Raw genomic sequence first — 18,018 nt, 5'->3', positions numbered from 1 at the left:
TCACGCATACGGCCCAGAATCCTCGATTACATCGCTTTGCGCGGATCCAGGATACGAGCAATGACCCCGGTTTTGCTAATCTGACCCACGATACGCCCTTCGTGTTGCACGCCAAGTGGCCCAGTATCGTCCAGCAACATGCGCATCACGGCCTCCAGCTCTGTGTCGGCAGCCACGTTTTGTGTTGTGGTTCCGGTTACAGGTTCCATCACGTCCCCGGCACGCAACACGCCCAAGGGGTTCATATGTGCAACAAAATCAGCGACATATTCGTTTATAGGTTGCGAGAAAATCTCCTGTGGGGTTCCGCATTGCACAATCCGCCCCCCCTCCATGATCGCGATGCGGTCGCCCAGTTTGAACGCTTCATCCAGATCATGACTGACAAAGACAATCGTCCGCTTTAGATCTTGTTGCAGGTCAATCAGCTCATCTTGCAACCGATTGCGGATCAACGGATCCAGCGCAGAAAAGGGTTCATCCATCAACAGGATCGGCGCGTCCGTCACAAATGCCCGCGCAAGACCCACCCGTTGCTGCATTCCCCCCGAAAGCTCGCCCACCTTACGATCAGCCCAATCTGAAAGACCCACCAGTTCCAGTTGACGGTTCGCGCGGGCGATCCGGTCTGCTTTGGGCACATCCGCAAGTTCAAGCCCCAGCGCCACATTTTCGCGCACAGTGCGCCACGGCAACAGCCCAAATTGTTGAAACACCATCGATACGCATTCGCGCCGCACCCGCCTAACAGCCGCCGCAGACCCATGCGTCACGTCGCAAGACCACGTGCCATCGTGCACCCTGACGGCGCCGCGCACCACGGGGTTCAACCCGTTTACCGCCCGCAACAACGTTGATTTGCCAGATCCCGACAAGCCCATCAGCACCAGTATTTCACCGGCTTCGACCGTCAGCGAGCAGTCGTGCACCCCCAAAACCTGATTTGTGGCGCGCTGTACATCAGCCCGAGATTTCCCCGCATCCATTTCGGGCAACGCCCGATGCGGCGCGTCTCCGAACACGATCGAGACATTGTCAAATTCAACAGCCGCCGTCATTTGCGATCCACCCGCAACATGCGGTCCAGCATAATCGCCACCACCACAATGATAAATCCGCTCTCGAAGCCCAATGCCGTATTCACCTGATTGAGCGCCCGCACCACGGGCACGCCCAACCCGTCCGCGCCCACCAAGGCCGCGATCACCACCATCGACAGCGACAGCATGATCGTTTGGTTCAACCCCGCCATGATCTGAGGCAGCGCATAGGGGAGCTCGACTTTCCATAGTTTTTGCATCGGTGTTGCGCCAAACGCATCCGCCGCCTCGAGCAACGGTGTCGGGGTCGAGCTGATACCAAGATGCGTCAACCGGATCGGCGCCGGCACCACAAAAATCACTGTTGCAATCAGGCCCGGCACCATACCGATGCCGAAAAACACAATGGCAGGAATAAGGTATACGAAGGTTGGCAGCGTTTGCATCAAGTCCAACACAGGCCGCATGACCTGAAACAACCGCGGTCTATGGGCCGCTGCAATCCCGATGGGCACGCCAATCGCCATGCACACGACGCAAGCCGACAGCACCAATGTGATGCTTTCGGTCATTTCTTCCCAGTAGTCCTGATTGAGAATGAACAAAAAGCCCAACGTGACAAACAGGCACGTTTTCCAACTGCGTTGCAACGTCCAGGTCAGTGCGACAAAGGCCGCGATAATCACAAACGGATGCGGCGTTTGCAAGATCCACAGGATCGCATCGATCATCGCTTCCATCGCGACGGCGAGCCCGTCAAACGCCCATTCCCCGTTGGATTGCAGCCAATCGAAAAACGCAGCCGCGGTTTTGCCAACAGGTATTTTGGAATCAGTCAGCCAATCCAGCACGCAGCGCCTCCCCTTCAGGCCTCAAAGTGCCCCGCGCCGCAACGGGCGCAGGGCGGTGCCTATCTGATCACAGACCCAAGGCGGCATTCACTGCGGCAACACTATCGCCACCGTCCAGCGTGGTCACACCGTCAAGCCATGCCGCAAACACATCGGCGTTCGCGGTCAACCAATCGGTGGCTGCCTCTTCGGGGTCGGTACCATCGTTCAGGATCGCGCCCATGATCTCGTTTTCCATGGCCAGCGTGAATTTCAGGTTGCCCAGAAGTGCGCCCACATTCGGGCATTCCGCAGCATACCCGGCGCGGGTGTTGGTGTAGACGGTCGCCCCACCAAAATCGGGGCCAAAGACCTCATCTCCACCGGTCAGGTATCCCATGTCAAAATTGGCATTCATCGGGTGTGGTTCCCAGCCCAAAAAGACAATCGGTTCGTCGCGCTTGGTCAGACGTTCTACCTGTGCCAGCATCCCCTGTTCGGAGCTTTCTTTGACTTCGAAATCAATCAGACCAAACGCGCCGCCATCGATCATCGACTGGATCAGGCGGTTGCCGTCATTGCCGGGCTCGATGCCGTAGATTTGACCGTCCAGCGCATCGGCATAGGCGGCGATATCCGCGAAATCTTTGATGCCTAGATCCACGGCGGCCTTATTCACGGCCAGTGTGTATTTCGCCCCTTCGAGGTTTTCGCGCACGGTATCCACGGTGCCCGCCTCGCGGTATGGCGCGATATCGGCTTCCATCGTCGGCATCCAGTTGCCCAAAAACACATCAACATCACCTTGGGCCATCGACGTGTAGGTTACGGGAACGGACAGCACCTTGATGTCGGTGTCATAGCCCAACGCCTCAAAAATAACCGTTGTGGCGGCTGTTGTGGCGGTGATATCGGTCCAGCCCACGTCGGAAAATGTGATGTCAGAGCAGTCCGCAGCCGCCGCACCGGCCATGCTTAGAAAGGCCAGCGCACTGGCGGTTGTCTTGAGTGTCATGTGATATCTCCCATCTGGATTTCACGCCATAGATGCGCAGCCAAAACGGGCGGGTCAAGGCGAAAGGCCCGACGACCGCCCGTGGCATTCATCGCAGTGGGTCAAACGGGGCTGTCACGCCTCAGATGGTAAGTTTCTGAAAACACCAATTATTTTATTGACGGCATCGTCATCATCCGTTCGCGCAAGGCCGAAAGATTCAACCAAGAGCGTTTCCCCCTGACGATTGCTCAGACGATGTTTGAACCGGAAATCGCCGCCCTTTTCGACCACAGTTTCGATGTGCTCTTTCACAGCCTCGCGGTCGTCGGGGTGGTAATAGTCCAGCGCGCCGTCCAAATCAGGCGCGTCACCCTCAGGGCCCTCGCCATGAATGCGCGACCCTTCGGACGACCAATACACCGCCTTGGTCTTCAGATCATACGACCAAACGCCGATTTTGGCCAAGTTTTGCAACAGTTCAAGCTGCGTCAGCGCACCTTCAGCTTCGTGCCGGGCTTCGACAACCTCGCTGATATCTGTGCCAACCGAATACAACGACGACGTATACAGAGACGGATCCGCAAAGATGAAGTTCTCGGTGCTCATCCAGCACGGCTGGCCACCCTCTTGCGACACAATGGCACTGATGTCGCTGTAGCTGCCCGATTTGCTGTTCATCAACGCTTCGTCGCGCTTTTTCACGGCCAGTACGGTTTGTTTATCCGCGATCTTTTCAAAACTCTCGCCTTCGGCTTTCTGGCGGGTTGTGCCCAAAACATTGGCAAATTTCTCGCTGATCCGCAGGATCTTGCCATCGGTCGTCCGGTTGAGCATGAAAATTTCGGCGTGGTCGAGAATAAGGTCCAATTCCTGCGCAAGACCGGGGAATTCCGACACGACCATAGTCGAGCCTTTCATCTGGCCGCGCATGTCAAAGAACGGCGAACACGTCATCTTGTACCGCGCACCCTTTGAGGTAAATTCCCGCGAAATCGGCTCACCCAGTTTCAGTGTCTCGTTACAAATCGGCGCAAGCATCGGGCAGTTTTCTGGCAAGACGCATTGGCTGATATGCCGGTTCGACACCGGACGCGACAGGCCAAACATCTCGGCGGCCGCATTCGTTGCCTGCGAAATCTGCAACGCCGTATCAAGCACCATGATCGCTAAGGGCGCGGTTTCCAGAACAGACATCAATTCACCCGTTCGCCCGCTAAGCTCAGCCGCGGTGACCTGCAGTTCTTCGTTGACCGTGATAAGTTCTTCGTTAGTCGATTGCAGTTCTTCGTTCGAGGTCTCAAGTTCCTCGTTGGTGGCTTGCAGTTCTTCGTTGGTCGATTGCAATTCTTCGTTCAAAGACTGCAATTCCTCGTTCGAGGTCTCCAGCTCTTCAATGGTCTGCTGCAACGCCTCGCGGGTGGTGGCCACCTCATCTTCCAGCAGCCGAATGCGGTCGCTGTCGACGGTATCGCCGACCAGCTGCCTGTCAGTTTGCAGCCCCTTCGTGCGATCAACCTGAACCTCGCTGAACACAACCAACGCCGCGTGTTCGTTCAAGTCGCGCGCGATAATCGGATAGACGTCGAGCCGGATCTCCGCATCGTCGTCCTCTGCCAGCAAATGCCGGACACCGGTGCGATGCTCCTCATTTTTCAACGCCAGGGTGACCAAACTGCGCGCTTCTTCCCGGAAAGGCCGACGCAATAGATCAATGTGCATCTTCAGACTACTGGTCTCGTTCATCTCGATATACGGGCTGACGTTCCCATAGATCCGAATGATCGAATATTCATCTGTGACCAGAACCGAGTTTTTCCCCAATGACAGCGCCAGCGCCTCGAACATCTGACGGTCGGTCGAATATCCTGCCGTGTTGGTTTTCGGCGCAGAGGCCGCCAGAATTTTGCGCGACTGCGGCACGCTGCGTGAATTCGAAAATGGCATGTGCTCGGATCGTCGGATCGACCGCCTGCGGTAGATATGCGCAGAATGGCTGTCTTGCACGAACAATTCGTCTGATCCGGCCACTGTTTCCGCTGTCCCTAGGAACATCAACGAACTGTCCGTCAGCGCGTAATGGAACCGCGACATGACTTTGTGCTGCAGCGAGGTGCCGAAATAGATCAGCAGGTTACGGCAGCACAGCAGATCAACCTTCTGGAAGGGGGGATCCTGACACACGTTGTGATCGGAAAATAAGATCGCGGACCGCAGCGAATCGATGACCCGAATCCCGTCGTTTTGTTGGATGAAATATTGATCCGAGATATTTTTGGGGATGTCATTTAGAGCGCCCATTCCGTAAACCCCTTTGCGGGCCACCTCCAACGCGTCCTTGTCGATGTCCGTCGCGAAGATCTGCACGTGATCTTTTAATTGGACCTTGGCCCCCCCCAATGCTTCGCACAGTAAGATCGCGATGGAATACGCCTCTTCGCCGGTGGCACACCCGGCGATCCACACCCGAACCGGCCCCTTGTCCTTTTTCTTTACAAGAGCCGGCAGCAACTCGGTCAGAGCCTCAAACTCGCGTTTGTCACGAAAAAACCGTGTGACAGATATCAACAGATCCTTAAACAGCGCGTCTACGGCTTCCGGGCTACCCCGACAAAATTGCGTATATTCTTCGTGGCTTTCGATCCCTAGGGCAACCATACGTCGCGCAATCCGGCGGTTGATCGTGGTTTGTTTGTACTCCCGAAAATCTACGCGCGTACGGGCGAGCAAAATTTGCATGAGATCCGACAATAAACCCGTTTCGGAGGTTTCTTGTCGGAAGGCACCGAAATCACGCGGCGAGGTCAGAATTTTTTGCAGGTGCGTGCCAATTTCAAAAGGTCGCAACACCAAATCGACGCACCCGGTTTGCATTGCAGATACCGGCATGCCGTCATATTTTGCGCTCTCGGTATCTTGCGCGATGGTAATGCCCCCAGCCTCGCGGATCGCCTGCACACCATAGGCACCATCGGTGCCTGTGCCCGATAAGATGATGGCCATGGATTTTTCGCCGTGTTCGTCTGCGAGGCTCAGCAAGAAACGGTCAACCGACGGCTTGGGCGACGCCGCCTCGTGACTGGGATCAACCAGATTAAGTTTACCGTCTTTATAGACGACATCGGTCTTGGGTGGCGTAATATAAATCACGTTCCGTTCGGGAATGCAGCCATGCACCACATCACGCACCTTCAGACTGGTCTGGCGCGCTACCAATTCTGTCATCAAACTTTTATGGTGCGGTGACATGTGTTGCACCACCACATACGCCACCTGCAATTCTGTCGGCAATGTCGCGACTAGCTCGCGTATGGCCTCGAGCCCGCCTGCCGACGATCCTATCCCGATGATTGTCAATTCGTCAGTATCGGCTTCGTGCACGTCCACTCTCCCATGATGTTTCGAGTTTTGTGAGCGTACTTCCTCGCCCTAATCGCAACCTGTTAAAAGTAACCGAAATTTGCAATTGTAATAACGCTATGGCAACGAACACAACCCTGAGAACAGCCCTGCAACAATATTTCCCTTTTAGTTAGGCAACGGGCACCGTACGGTGGGTTCACACTTAACTACTAACTTTACTGCAAGCTAAAGCCATTGAATGCGATTTGTGGATTAAATCATGACAGATCCAAATATTATTTCACCTTTACCATCGGATTTGTCCGACCGCGTATTAACCTTCAACCTTATAATTAAAGAAGACCAATCTATTGCTATTCGATCCTCTGAAATATTGGGCCGCAAGTTCCGAAACCGTGTCTCGTTTCAAACATCTGCCGATCTCGATGATGTTTTAGTTGGAAAATTAGCCCATTCTCTGCGTAGATGCTTGGCCAACGTCCCTGAGGGGACGCAGGTTTTATCTCTACCTGAATTCGTAGTCGAATTACCGGGCCTGGTACTGTCTGGCGCTCATGTTCTCATAATGGACCTACAAGAGGGCGTCCGCAACACTATCATCCGTTTCAAGGAGTTCATGGGTGGGCTCAACAACGCGTTTATTGAAAACGTTGGCCTGCAAGAACCCTTTTCCAACCATGCAGAACGACTTGCAACGAACGTACTCGTCGATATTTGCCTCCCATTGCTAAACATGACCCGCGATTTGGAATATGGTCAAGTCGACACTAAGGACCGCGTATGCAAAGGATTTGCAGAACGTGCGCAAGAATTTGAGTTTCAGACCGAGTTGTTGAAACGGTTTATCTTCAACGCCGGTATTGGGCACGTGCAGCCAACGCAGATGCATCTTGATCCAGACTATGGGGTGAGACCTCTGGGCCTGCCGCGCGGATAAGCGCGCGGCAGATCCTCTAAAGTCCTTAAAATTATACGAATTTCAGGCTAATTAGTTAATTTTCAACTCAATTGGCATAGTCTCGCCTTATTGATGCCGCTCGGCTGGCAAAAATAAGGGTGAACCTTAAGACAGAAGCGGCCATGCCGCATGACGTGGATAAGGATCGAGCACATGAGCACAGAGCAACACAAACCAGTTACCACACCGCAGCAGGCCCGCAAAGACACAGCCCCCGCGCGGCCACCAATCACCGATTACGCCAGCATCTGAGGCGCGATTAACGGGGTGACACGGCGCCGCCGAGCTGCATAATCGCGGCCATGACAACACCCGTGTCCTCCATTCGCAACCTTGGCCCCGCGATGCAGGATGCCTGCCACACCGCAGGCATTCATTCCGCCGAAGACCTGCGCAGCATTGGCGCCGATGACGCCTACACGCAGTTGCTTCGCACTGGAACGAAACCGCATTTCATTGGCTACTATGTCCTAGTCATGGCGCTGCAAGGGCGCCCGTGGAACGACTGTAAAGGCGACGAAAAAAAGCAACTGCGCAAACGATTCGATGCGATCAAGGCCGCAGCCTTCGACGCAGGCCTCAGCGAGTTTGAAAAAATGATGGATCAAATCGGGGTCCGCGCCGCCCCCTAACGCACATCTTTTGATCACGCACAAAAAAGGCCACCCCAAACGGAGCGGCCTAAATCGTTGGTCAGTTGCCTATTCGGCTTAGCCAACCAGTTCCATGCCGGAGAAGAAATAAGCGATTTCGACCGCTGCAGTTTCTGGCGCATCGGAACCGTGCACAGAATTTTCGCCAACGCTTTCGGCGAATTCTGCACGGATGGTGCCCGGTGCCGCGTCCGCTGGGTTGGTTGCGCCCATGACTTCACGGTTTTTGGCAATGGCGCCTTCGCCTTCCAAAACCTGTACAATCACTGGCTCGGACGCCATGAATTCGCACAATTCGCCGTAAAATGGACGCTCAGAATGCACCGCGTAAAACACGCCGGCTTGGTCTTTGGTCATGTGGATACGCTTTTGCGCAACAACCCGCAGACCTGCGTCTTCGAATTTGGCGTTGATCTTGCCGGTCAGGTTGCGCCGTGTGGCATCTGGTTTGATAATCGAAAATGTCCGCTCAAGGGCCATAGTAAAACTCCACTTGTCATATTGCGCCGGGCCCCGTGCCCATACGCCTTGAATTTCGCGGCCCACCTAACACGCACGATCCCGCATGGAAAGCGGCGATTGACGCTCGGCGCGCGATGCGGCACACCGCGCCTATGTTACGCATTTCCAACATCAGCTATTCCGTCGAGGGCCGACCTCTGTTTGAAGAGGCCAGCGCCGTTATTCCCGAAGGCCACAAGGTGGGTCTGGTGGGCCGCAATGGGGCCGGCAAAACCACCCTGTTCAAGATCATTCGGGGGGAACTGTCTCTGGACGGCGGCGATTTTTCGCTGCCCAGTCGCGCACGCATCGGCGGCGTGGCCCAGGAGGTTCCATCCTCCGAGACCTCGCTGCTCGACACCGTCCTTGAGGCCGACACAGAACGCGCCGAACTGCTGAAAGAGGCCGAAACCGCCACCGACCCCACCCGCATCGCAGATATCCAGACGCGATTGGCCGATATCGACGCGTGGTCGGCCGAAGGCCGCGCCTCTAGTATCCTGAAGGGTCTGGGGTTTGAAGACGCCGAGCAGCACATGCCCTGTTCTGATTTTTCGGGCGGTTGGCGCATGCGGGTTGCCTTGGCGGCGGTGCTGTTTGCGCAGCCCGATCTGTTGTTGCTCGACGAGCCGACCAACTATCTGGATCTCGAAGGCGCGCTGTGGCTCGAAGCATATCTGGCGAAATATCCCCATACGGTGATTATCATCAGCCACGATCGTGGGCTGCTGAACCGGGCTGTCGGCGCTATTTTGCATCTCGAAGATCGTAATCTGACGCTCTATCAGGGCCCCTATGATCAATTCGCGCGCCAACGCGCCGAACAGCGCGCGGTGCAGGCCGCGATGGCCAAAAAACAACAAGCCCGCCGCGACCACATGCAGGCCTTTGTTGACCGGTTCAAGGCCAAGGCGTCCAAGGCGAAACAAGCGCAATCGCGTTTGAAAATGATCGAAAAAATGGACATGATCTCTAGCCCCGAGCAGGCGGCCAAGCGGGTGTTTACCTTCCCCGAACCCGAAGAGCTCTCGCCGCCGATTATTTCGATGGAAGGCGGGTCTGTTGGCTATTCCGACACGCCGGTGCTGAACCGGTTAAACCTGCGGATCGACCAAGATGACCGTATCGCGTTGCTGGGTAAAAACGGTCAGGGCAAATCGACCCTGTCCAAATTACTGTCGGGGCGTTTGGTTTTGATGGGCGGGAAATCCATTCAATCCAACAAGTTACGCATCGGATTCTTTGCACAACATCAAGTGGATGAATTGATCGTCGACGAAACGCCGCTGCAACATATGATCTCGGCGCGCCCGGGCATTTTGCATTCGAAATTGCGCGCGCAACTGGCGGGTTTTGGCTTGGGTCCGGATCAAGCAGAAACCGAGGTCGGGCGGCTGTCGGGGGGGCAAAAAGCACGGTTGTCGCTGTTGTTGGCCACGTTAGATGCGCCGCATCTGCTGATCCTCGATGAACCGACCAACCACCTCGATATCGAAAGCCGCGAGGCCTTGGTTGAGGCATTAACCGCCTATTCCGGTGCGGTAATTTTGGTCAGCCACGACATGCACCTGTTGTCGATGGTCGCGGACCGGCTGTGGTTGGTGTCTGACGGCACCGTACAGCCCTATGACGATGATCTTGAATCTTATCGCAAAATGCTGCTGACGCCGGAAAAGCCTGCGGGCAAACACAGCAAGAAACCCGTCGAAGCCGCAAAACCCAAACGCGCCACACGCGATGAAATTCTGGCGTTAAAATCCGAGACCCGCAAATCCGAAGGCCGCGTCACCAAGCTGAATGATATGCGTGACAAGCTCGCGAAAAAACTGGCAGATCCTGCGCTCTATGAAGACGCAAAAGCAGGCGAGCTTGAGGTCTGGAACCGCAAATACGCCGAAGTCATGCAGGCGTTGGAACGTGCCGAAGCCCTATGGATGAGCGCGCTCGAAAAGCTCGAAAAGGCCCAAGCGTAATGGCCAAGCACTGACCATGGAGCTTGCGTTTTTCATCACAGCTTTTGTGACCATGTTGGTGGTGATTGACCCCATCGGACTGGCGCCTTTGTTTGTGGCCATGACCCATGGCATGTCGTCGACAGCGCGCCGACATATCGCCTTGCGCGCCACGATCATCGGCATTGTGATCCTGCTGGCCTTTGCGATATTTGGCGAAGCATTGCTGAGCGCGATCGGGATATCCATGCCCGCATTTCAGGTGGCGGGCGGTGTGTTGCTGTTTCTGACCGCGCTCGACATGCTGTTTGAACGCCGCACCAAACGCCGCGAAGACCAGACCGAAGAAGAGCACAACGACCCGTCGGTCTTTCCGCTGGCTATTCCGCTTATTGCCGGGCCCGGTGCCATTGCATCGATCATCTTGTTGATGGGCCAACGTCCCGGCCTAGAAGGTGCCGTCATGGTGTTGGGCGCGACGGCGCTGGTTATGGTGATTGTACTGGCGTTGTTTCAGGCTAGCGGTCTGATCGAACGCGGTTTGGGCAAGACAGGCATCACCGTGGTCACGCGGCTTTTGGGCATGTTGCTGGCGGCGTTGTCGGTGCAATTCGTGCTTGATGGGCTTAGCGCATTTGGCTTTGGCCCCGGCGCGGGGTGATTTTTGCGCCTGCGTGCCTATATGGTAAGCCACGCAACAGGAGCACCCCATGCACGGCGATGACACCGGTCGGCTGATCTATTTGAGTGTTCTCGTGGGTGTGGTCGGCCTGTGGTTTTTCGCCCAAAACCGGCTCTCTGCGAACAAACTGCTGCAACAGGCTGCCGTCTGGGGATTGATCTTTTTGGGCGCTATTGCGGCATATGGCCTGTGGGATGACATCAGCCAAACCGTGCGACCACAACAAACCGTCTTTGCCGACCAAGGCAAAGTCGTTGTCCCCCGAAGCCCGGACGGCCACTATTATCTGACCGCGCAGATCAACGGCGCGCCGGTGCATTTTGTGATCGACACGGGCGCGACCATGCTGGTGCTTACCCGGGACGACGCCGCGATGGCAGGGTTGCACCCTGATACGCTGGCCTTCACCGGCCGCGCCAACACCGCAAACGGCGAAGTCCGCACAGCACCCGTGCGTCTTGATACGCTGACCCTTGGCCCTGTCACCGACACCAACGTGCGCGCGGTGGTCAACAACGGCGACATGGCCCAAAGCCTGATGGGGATGACCTATCTTCAACGCTGGGGCAAAATCGAGATCGCCAACGGCGCGCTGACCCTGACCCGCTAGCGCCGGTTAGGTCTGCGCTTTCATCTCCCAGCGGCCGCTTTCTTCAGACCAATACTGCGCGCTTGCACCGGCCGCCTTCAACGCCTTCCACTGGTCGCGCGCGACCTCAAGCGCCGATGGGTCATTGCCATCAAACAACACACACACCCTGTCCATGTCCGCCACATCGGCGGCATCGACGGCGGCACCGTCTACCGTCATCAGGCACCCTGCCCCATTGGGCGCATCCGGCCCTGTGGTCAGTAAAACGGGCTGCAACGCATCATGCGCGCCGCCCGCCATCCCATGCGGCAAAAATCCGTCTTCGGCGCCATGCCACAGCTGTTCATCCAGCCACCCCATGCGCCCCAAATCGGGCCCGCGCACCACCACCCGCATCTGCGCCCCAAGCGCTTTGCCCAGCAACATCGCCAAGGTTTGCTCGAGCGGGCGGCGGGTCAGGTGGTAAAATAACGCGGTGCCCAACGGTTTAGCCCTTCTCGAACATATCCGACACCAAGCGGTCCAACGCCCGCACGCCCCAGCCGGTGGCGCCTTTGGGGGCCAGTTTGGTGGCAGATTTCAACGAGGCAACACCCGCGATATCAAGGTGGATCCACGGCACGCCGTCTTTGACAAACCGTTGCAGGTATTGCGCCGCCGTGATCGACCCCGCAGGGCGACCGCCGATGTTTTTCATATCCGCGATGGGGGATTTCAACATGTCGTCATAGGCCTGGCCCAACGGCATCCGCCATGCGCCTTCTGCCTCTGCGCCAGCCGCCTTCAAAAACGCGTTGCACAGCACATCATCGTTGGAAAACACGCCCGCGTTTTCATGGCCCAACCCGATAATAATCGCACCCGTCAAGGTCGCCAGATCGATCATGCCCGCCGGTTCAAACCGCTCTTGCGCGTACCACATCACGTCACACAACACCAAACGCCCCTCGGCGTCGGTGTTCAAAATCTCGACAGTGTCACCCTTCATGGATTTCACCACATCGCCGGGGCGGATCGCAGTGCCAGACGGCATGTTTTCGACCAACCCGACCAACCCCACAACGTTGGCCTTGGCCTTGCGCAGCGCCAGCGCGCGCATCACGCCCGCCACAGTGCCCGCGCCGCCCATGTCCATGGTCATGTCTTCCATGCCGCCCGCCGGTTTCAGGCTGATCCCGCCGGTGTCGAAGACAACGCCCTTGCCAACCAACGCCAAGGGCGCATCCCCGTCGGCGCCGCCATTCCACTGCATCACCACCACTTTGGAAGGGCTTGCAGAGCCTTGCCCAACGGCCAGCAACGTGCGCATGCCCAGCTGTTCCAATTCTGCCTCTTCCAGCACCTCGACCTTCAGACCCAACGCCGACATCTCTGCCAGACGGTCTGCAAATTCGGTGGTGGTCAGGATGTTGGCGGGTTCATTCACCAAATCGCGGGTCATGAATGTGCCGTCAGCCACGGCCAGCAACGGCGCTGTTTCGGTTTCAAGCTTGGGCGCGTCATTGGCCATGACCTCAATCGCGCCGGGCTCTTTTGCGGGCGATGTTTTGTGATCGTTAAAGCCATAGTCGCGCAACACAGCCCCCTGCACCACAAACCCCGCACGCCGCGCCGACCCGACCGCCAACAACAGATCAGCCGTACCGCGTTTTTGCCCCAGCACAGCGCCCGCATGACGCGCCGCGATCTCGGAGGCACCGCGTGTCAAGCACACCACATCAATCGCTTCGGCCGCCATGCCCGCAGGGTACGCCAATGTCAGGCTGTCACCCTCTTTGAGGCCGGCCTCCACACGGGCGTCCAACGCGCGTTTCAACGCCCCCTTGCACAACCGGTTCACACGGCGCCCCGCGACATCCAACTTACCCCCATCGTCGACAATAAGACCCACCCGCCCCGCGTGATCGGTCAGGCGTTCAATGTCGGTTTCGCTATAGCTGACGGCTGTGAGGGTGGTCATGACGGAGCCTTTCTGGAATGAGATACACCACCGACCTAGCGCGCTCCTGCGTCAAAGACCAGATAGCAGTTTTACAGCGTGGAAGTTTCGTCTATCGTTGACCGAAACGCAGTAGATAAAATAGCGAGGGGCATGGGGTGAGCAAGATCGACAGGTATATGCTGTCGCAGTTGCTGATTTTATTTGGCTTTTTTGCGCTGGTACTGGTGGCCGTGTTTTGGATCAACCAAGCGGTTGTCTTGTTTGACAGGTTGATCAGTGACGGCCAATCGGCGCTGGTGTTTTTGGAATTCACCGCCCTAGGGCTGCCCAAACTGATCGCCACGATCCTGCCCATCGCGGCCTTTGCGGCGGCTGTCTATGTGACCAACCGGATGAACAACGAAAGCGAGTTGACCGTTTTGCAGGCAACGGGTGCGGGCCCCTACAGGCTGGCGCGCCCCATGTTGGCCTTTGGCGGGGTGGTTTTTCTATTGGCCTCACTTTTGCATCATTTGCTGCTGCCGCTGGCCTCACAACAGCTCAGCGAACGCGAAACAGAAATTTCTCAAAACGTGACCTCGGGACTGCTGACGGAAGGGACCTTTTTGCATCCCACAGACGCCATTACCTTTTACACGCGCGAAATTTCCGAAGACGGCGTGTTGCTGGATGTGTTTTTGTCAGACCGGCGCAAACCTGATGAAGGTGTCATTTATACCGCGTCCGAAGCCTACCTGCTGCGCAATCAAGACGTCACGACCTTGATCATGGTCGACGGTTTGGCGCAGCGCCTCGGCACCCAAAGCGGGCGACTGGCCACCGCTAAGTTCAGGGATTTTTCATTTGATATCAGCGCACTGAAACATCGCGATGTGGCGCTAAGAGTACGGGCGCGCAACATGACCACACCGCAACTGATGCGCCCACTCAGCGATCTGACCGAGTTAACCGGCCAACAACCCGGCGCCTTAATCGAAGAAATTCATGTCCGGTTCGCCGACCCACTGTTTTGCATCGTGGCCGCGATGATAGGGTTTTCGACGTTGCTTGTGGGCGGTTATTCGCGGTTCGGGATCTGGCGCGAGATTTTCGTCGCCTTTGGATTGCTGTTGTTGATTGATGGTGTCGGCTCGACGTTACAACGTCCTGTGCGCAGTGACCCACAGATGTGGCCGGTGCTGTATCTGCCTGTCATCTGCGGCGCGCTGCTTGTGCTGGGTATGATGTGGTACGTGGCGCGCCCCAAAAGACGCCGCCGCGCCGCGGTTCAACCTGTCGGGTCTACCCCATGATTTTACACTTCTATTTTGCCCGGCGCTTTGTCATTAGTTTTGGTATCATCACCGGTGCATTGTTTTCGATCGTCGCACTTGTGGGGCTGGTCGATGAAACGCGGCGCTTTGGCGACAGCGGCGTGAGTTTTGCACAGATTCTTGGGCTGACGCTGCTCAAAGCGCCTGAAACGGTGAACCAGATCTTCCCGCTGATCATGATTTTGGCGACGGTCATGCTGTTCCTGACGTTGGCGCGATCCTCCGAACTGGTTGCCACGCGCGCGTCGGGCCGGTCGGGGTTGCGGACGCTGATCGCGCCATTGGTCGTTGCGCTGATCATCGGCGGGCTAGCGGTCGCGATGCTAAATCCAATCGTCGCGGGAACATCCAAGCGCCATAACGCGCTGTCTGACAAGTACTACAGCGGCGGGGTCTCGACCCTGTCAATCTCGAGCGAAGGGCTATGGTTGCGGCAGGGCGACACCGAGGGCCAGACCGTGATCCGCGCGTGGCGGTCCAACGCGGATGCCTCCGTTCTCTATGATGTGACGTTTTTATCCTACACTCCCGGTCGCGGCCCCACCCAACGCGTGGCCGCCCAAAGCGCGTCCCTGCAAGAAGGGGGTTGGGCGTTGAAAGGCGTAAAACTATGGCCGTTGCAGGCCGGGATCAACCCCGAGGCCAACGCCGAAACCCACGCCGAATATTTCATCCCAACCACACTGACCCAAGCCCGCATTCGCGAAAGCCTGGGCCGCCCAAGCTCGATCTCCATTTGGGATTTGCCCGATTTCATTGCGCAACTGGACCAAGCCGGGTTTTCATCGCGCAAACATCGGGTCTGGTTGCAATCAGAACTCGCGCGGCCACTTTTCCTGATGTCCATGGTTCTTGTTGCGAGCGCCTTCACCATGCGGCATACCCGCTTTGGGGGGACCGGATTGGCGGTCTTGGCAGCGGTGCTTTTGGGGTTTGGTTTGTATTTTATTCGCAGCTTTGCGCAAATTCTGGGCGAAAGCGGGCAGATCCCTATTTATCTGGCGGCTTGGGCGCCACCGGTCGCGGCGGTATTGCTTGCGCTGGGTCTGTTACTCCATGCAGAGGACGGCTGACACGTGAGACATCTCTTAATCGCGCTGGCTGTGACCTTGTGGTCCACCACAACCATCGCACAAGAAACACCACCCCCAGCGGCCGTTTTGGTCGCGGATGAACTGTTCATCGCCAATAACCGCGAACTTATCGCGCGCGGCAATGTCGAGGCATTGCAAGGCACGACGCGGCTGACGGCCAAAGAGATCGCATATGACCGCGACACCGGCGCGTTGGTCATAACCGGCCCGATTGTGTTGCAGGACGGCGAAGATATCACGGTTCTGGCCTCTGCGGCCGAACTGGATGCAACCCTGCGCACCGGTCTTTTGACCAGCGCCCGGATGGTGCTGAGCCAGCAGCTGCAACTGGCGGCGGTACAAATTCAACGCGTCAACGGGCGCTATAGCCAACTGTCTAAAACCGCGGCAACGTCTTGCCGGGTCTGCAACGACGGAACGCCGCCTTTGTGGCAGATCCGGGCCAAACGGGTTATTCACGACAAACAAGAACGCCAGTTGTATTTCGATGGCGCGCAGCTTTTGATCCGCAATATCCCGGTTTTCTACATCCCGCGACTGCGGCTGCCTGACCCGACCCTCAAACGGGCGACCGGATTTTTGTTCGCTGAGCTACAACAAACGTCGCAGTTCGGTCCGGGGATCAAGATCCCGTATTTCATCAACATCGCCCCTGACCGAGACCTGACCTTGACCCCGTATATCGCACGGGATTCGACCACGCTGGAATTGCGCTACCGGCAGGCCTTCCGCAAGGGTAACATCGAACTCAACGGGGCGATCTCCAGGGATGGCCAGCGACCCGGCGAAACGCGCGGGTATTTCTTTGCCGACGGCAACTTTGCGCTCAAGAACGACTTTAATTTAAGCTTTGATATCGAGCTGGCAACCGACGATGCCTACCTGAGCGAATATTCCATCTCGGGCAAAGACCGGCTGGACAGTGCGATCACCATAAGCCGCGTGCGCCGCGATGAATATATCTCGACTGGGTTGACCGTATACAGATCGCTGCGCGACGACGAAGACAATTCGACTCTGCCCACAGTTGTCGCTGATGGTCTCTACGAATCGCGTCATTTCCCGTCTCGTTTGGGTGGCGAGTTGCGATTTCGCCTAGATTCCAACGTGCATTACCGAGCTTCGGACGATGACACCTTGGGGCGGGATGTGGCGCGCATCAGTGCCGAAACCGATTGGCTGCGCAGCTGGACACTACCGGGCGGTTTGCGCGCCGATGTTCAAGTGGGAACAACCGCAGACCTGTTCCAGACACGACAAGACAGCACAGTCGGAAACACGGAATCCCAAATTAGCCCGCGCGGATCTGTGGCCCTAAGGTACCCATTGTCCCGGACTGGGCAAAACGATGTCACCCAACTGCTGGAACCCATCATACAGGCCGCATGGGTCGGTGGAAGTCGGCTTGATGTGGTAAACGAAGAAAGCACGCGCGTTGAATTCGATGGCGGTAACCTGACATCCCTGTCACGTTTCCCCGAAGTGGACCGGCGTGAACGGGGCCGGTCACTGGCGGTCGGTATGAACTGGTCGCGGTTTAATCCCGAAGGGGTTGATACCTCGCTGACCTTTGGCCGTATCCTTCGCCAAGACGCCGATGACGCGTTTTCTGAAAGCTCGGGTCTGTCGGGGGTGACATCGGATTATCTAGTCGCAGGTCAGGCAATCACGCAAAACGGTTTGATCATGACCGCGCGCAGCTTATTTGATGCCGACTTCGACTTTACCAAGTCGGAAATCCGGGGGGATTACACCGGGCGCCGGGCCACGCTGGGTGGCAGCTACCTGTGGCTGGTCGCCGATGACGCCGAAGACCGCGCCGATAGTATATCGGAAATCACTCTGGACGGGTCCTACGGTATCGATAGATACTGGACCGCCTCGGCAGATTGGCAATACGATCTATCTCTGGCGCGGGCCTCAAGTGTGGGCCTTGGCCTGCAGTACGAAAACGAATGTGTCGCAGTCGCCTTGAACTTTGACCGGCAGTTTGCGTCATCGACGAGCCTTGAACCGAACACGACTTTGGGCTTTACCGTCACGTTACGGGGGTTTTCGGCGGTCAAAGGCACTGAAACCTACACGAAGGCATGCGATCAATGAC

The 18,018-nt window shown here is 56.9% G+C and carries 15 protein-coding genes; 8 read left to right on the top strand and 7 right to left on the bottom strand.

The window, feature by feature from the left end:
• Positions 1 to 26: 26 nt before the first annotated feature.
• The 4 genes from choV to ABJH13_RS05140 all read right to left on the bottom strand — a co-directional run bounded on the left by choV (position 27) and on the right by ABJH13_RS05140 (position 6,245).
• Positions 27 to 1,058, bottom strand: coding sequence for a choline ABC transporter ATP-binding protein (gene choV, locus ABJH13_RS05155; RefSeq protein ID WP_348405146.1), 1,032 nt, complete (start codon positions 1,056 to 1,058; stop codon positions 27 to 29).
• The gene (gene choW, locus ABJH13_RS05150; protein WP_348405186.1) at positions 1,055 to 1,888 is read right to left on the bottom strand and encodes a choline ABC transporter permease subunit; all 834 of its coding nucleotides are present in this window, start codon (positions 1,886 to 1,888) and stop codon (positions 1,055 to 1,057) included. Before choW ends, choV begins: the two co-directional genes overlap by 4 nt.
• Before the next feature lie 70 nt (positions 1,889 to 1,958).
• Positions 1,959 to 2,885 (bottom strand): choline ABC transporter substrate-binding protein, encoded by a 927-nt coding sequence (locus ABJH13_RS05145; RefSeq protein WP_348405145.1) that lies wholly within the window; start codon positions 2,883 to 2,885, stop codon positions 1,959 to 1,961.
• Positions 2,886 to 2,999: 114 nt separating this feature from the next.
• A complete protein-coding gene (locus ABJH13_RS05140; protein ID WP_348405144.1) occupies positions 3,000 to 6,245 on the bottom strand; it encodes a chemotaxis protein CheB in 3,246 nt (1,081 codons plus the stop codon).
• Positions 6,246 to 6,486: 241 nt separating this feature from the next.
• Here ABJH13_RS05140 and ABJH13_RS05135 point away from each other — a divergent pair, with 241 nt between their 5' ends.
• Together ABJH13_RS05135 and ABJH13_RS05130 are read left to right on the top strand one after the other, a co-directional pair.
• Positions 6,487 to 7,164, top strand: a complete 678-nt coding sequence (locus ABJH13_RS05135; RefSeq protein ID WP_348405143.1) for a hypothetical protein — start codon at positions 6,487 to 6,489, stop codon at positions 7,162 to 7,164.
• A gap of 323 nt (positions 7,165 to 7,487) precedes the next feature.
• A complete protein-coding gene (locus ABJH13_RS05130) occupies positions 7,488 to 7,817 on the top strand; it encodes a TfoX/Sxy family protein (protein WP_348405142.1) in 330 nt (109 codons plus the stop codon).
• A 78-nt stretch (positions 7,818 to 7,895) separates the two neighbouring features.
• On the opposite strand, the gene ndk is transcribed toward ABJH13_RS05130, so the two are convergent.
• Complete coding sequence (gene ndk, locus ABJH13_RS05125; protein WP_348405141.1) at positions 7,896 to 8,318, bottom strand: nucleoside-diphosphate kinase; 423 nt, start codon at positions 8,316 to 8,318, stop codon at positions 7,896 to 7,898.
• 134 nt (positions 8,319 to 8,452) lie between these two features.
• Here ndk and ABJH13_RS05120 point away from each other — a divergent pair, with 134 nt between their 5' ends.
• The 3 genes from ABJH13_RS05120 to ABJH13_RS05110 are packed head-to-tail and all read left to right on the top strand — an operon-like array spanning position 8,453 to position 11,583.
• Positions 8,453 to 10,312: an ABC-F family ATP-binding cassette domain-containing protein gene (locus ABJH13_RS05120; protein WP_348405140.1), complete on the top strand. Its 1,860-nt coding sequence runs from the start codon at positions 8,453 to 8,455 to the stop codon at positions 10,310 to 10,312.
• A 16-nt stretch (positions 10,313 to 10,328) separates the two neighbouring features.
• Entirely contained in the window at positions 10,329 to 10,952 is a 624-nt protein-coding gene (locus ABJH13_RS05115) for a MarC family protein (protein WP_348405139.1), read from the top strand.
• Positions 10,953 to 11,001: 49 nt separating this feature from the next.
• A complete protein-coding gene (locus ABJH13_RS05110; RefSeq protein ID WP_348405138.1) occupies positions 11,002 to 11,583 on the top strand; it encodes a TIGR02281 family clan AA aspartic protease in 582 nt (193 codons plus the stop codon).
• Positions 11,584 to 11,589: 6 nt separating this feature from the next.
• Here ABJH13_RS05110 and ABJH13_RS05105 read toward each other — a convergent pair whose 3' ends face one another.
• Positions 11,590 to 12,048 carry a DNA polymerase III subunit chi gene (locus ABJH13_RS05105; RefSeq protein ID WP_348405137.1) on the bottom strand — a complete coding sequence of 153 codons (459 nt, stop codon included), beginning with the start codon at positions 12,046 to 12,048 and terminating at the stop codon, positions 11,590 to 11,592.
• Between the two features lie 4 nt (positions 12,049 to 12,052).
• Entirely contained in the window at positions 12,053 to 13,525 is a 1,473-nt protein-coding gene (locus ABJH13_RS05100) for a leucyl aminopeptidase (RefSeq protein WP_348405136.1), read from the bottom strand.
• A 137-nt stretch (positions 13,526 to 13,662) separates the two neighbouring features.
• Here ABJH13_RS05100 and lptF point away from each other — a divergent pair, with 137 nt between their 5' ends.
• From lptF to lptD, 3 genes are read left to right on the top strand one after another with little or no spacing between them, the layout of a single operon-like run.
• Positions 13,663 to 14,799: an LPS export ABC transporter permease LptF gene (lptF, locus tag ABJH13_RS05095; RefSeq protein ID WP_348405135.1), complete on the top strand. Its 1,137-nt coding sequence runs from the start codon at positions 13,663 to 13,665 to the stop codon at positions 14,797 to 14,799.
• Positions 14,796 to 15,893, top strand: coding sequence for an LPS export ABC transporter permease LptG (gene lptG, locus ABJH13_RS05090; protein ID WP_348405134.1), 1,098 nt, complete (start codon positions 14,796 to 14,798; stop codon positions 15,891 to 15,893). Before lptF ends, lptG begins: the two co-directional genes overlap by 4 nt.
• 3 nt (positions 15,894 to 15,896) lie before the next feature.
• Positions 15,897 to 18,017: an LPS assembly protein LptD gene (gene lptD, locus ABJH13_RS05085; RefSeq protein ID WP_348405133.1), complete on the top strand. Its 2,121-nt coding sequence runs from the start codon at positions 15,897 to 15,899 to the stop codon at positions 18,015 to 18,017.
• Position 18,018: the final 1 nt, after the last annotated feature.

The sequence above is a fragment of the Roseobacter sp. genome (assembly GCF_039970775.1).
Lineage (GTDB): Bacteria > Pseudomonadota > Alphaproteobacteria > Rhodobacterales > Rhodobacteraceae > Roseobacter.
The sequence above is the reverse complement of the archived record's forward strand: the minus strand, read 5'-3'. Positions and strand labels throughout refer to the sequence as shown.

What these genes read in the sequence shown, in the direction of transcription:
- ABJH13_RS05130 (WP_348405142.1), top strand. Translation starts at nt 7,488, where the DNA reads ATGACAACACCCGTGTCCTCCATTCGCAACCTTGGCCCCGCGATGCAG.
- choV (WP_348405146.1), bottom strand. Translation starts at nt 1,058, where the DNA reads ATGACGGCGGCTGTTGAATTTGACAATGTCTCGATCGTGTTCGGAGAC.
- lptG (WP_348405134.1), top strand. Translation starts at nt 14,796, where the DNA reads ATGATTTTACACTTCTATTTTGCCCGGCGCTTTGTCATTAGTTTTGGT.
- ABJH13_RS05120 (WP_348405140.1), top strand. Translation starts at nt 8,453, where the DNA reads ATGTTACGCATTTCCAACATCAGCTATTCCGTCGAGGGCCGACCTCTG.
- ABJH13_RS05115 (WP_348405139.1), top strand. Translation starts at nt 10,329, where the DNA reads ATGGAGCTTGCGTTTTTCATCACAGCTTTTGTGACCATGTTGGTGGTG.
- ABJH13_RS05135 (WP_348405143.1), top strand. Translation starts at nt 6,487, where the DNA reads ATGACAGATCCAAATATTATTTCACCTTTACCATCGGATTTGTCCGAC.
- ABJH13_RS05110 (WP_348405138.1), top strand. Translation starts at nt 11,002, where the DNA reads ATGCACGGCGATGACACCGGTCGGCTGATCTATTTGAGTGTTCTCGTG.
- ABJH13_RS05145 (WP_348405145.1), bottom strand. Translation starts at nt 2,885, where the DNA reads ATGACACTCAAGACAACCGCCAGTGCGCTGGCCTTTCTAAGCATGGCC.
- ABJH13_RS05100 (WP_348405136.1), bottom strand. Translation starts at nt 13,525, where the DNA reads ATGACCACCCTCACAGCCGTCAGCTATAGCGAAACCGACATTGAACGC.
- ndk (WP_348405141.1), bottom strand. Translation starts at nt 8,318, where the DNA reads ATGGCCCTTGAGCGGACATTTTCGATTATCAAACCAGATGCCACACGG.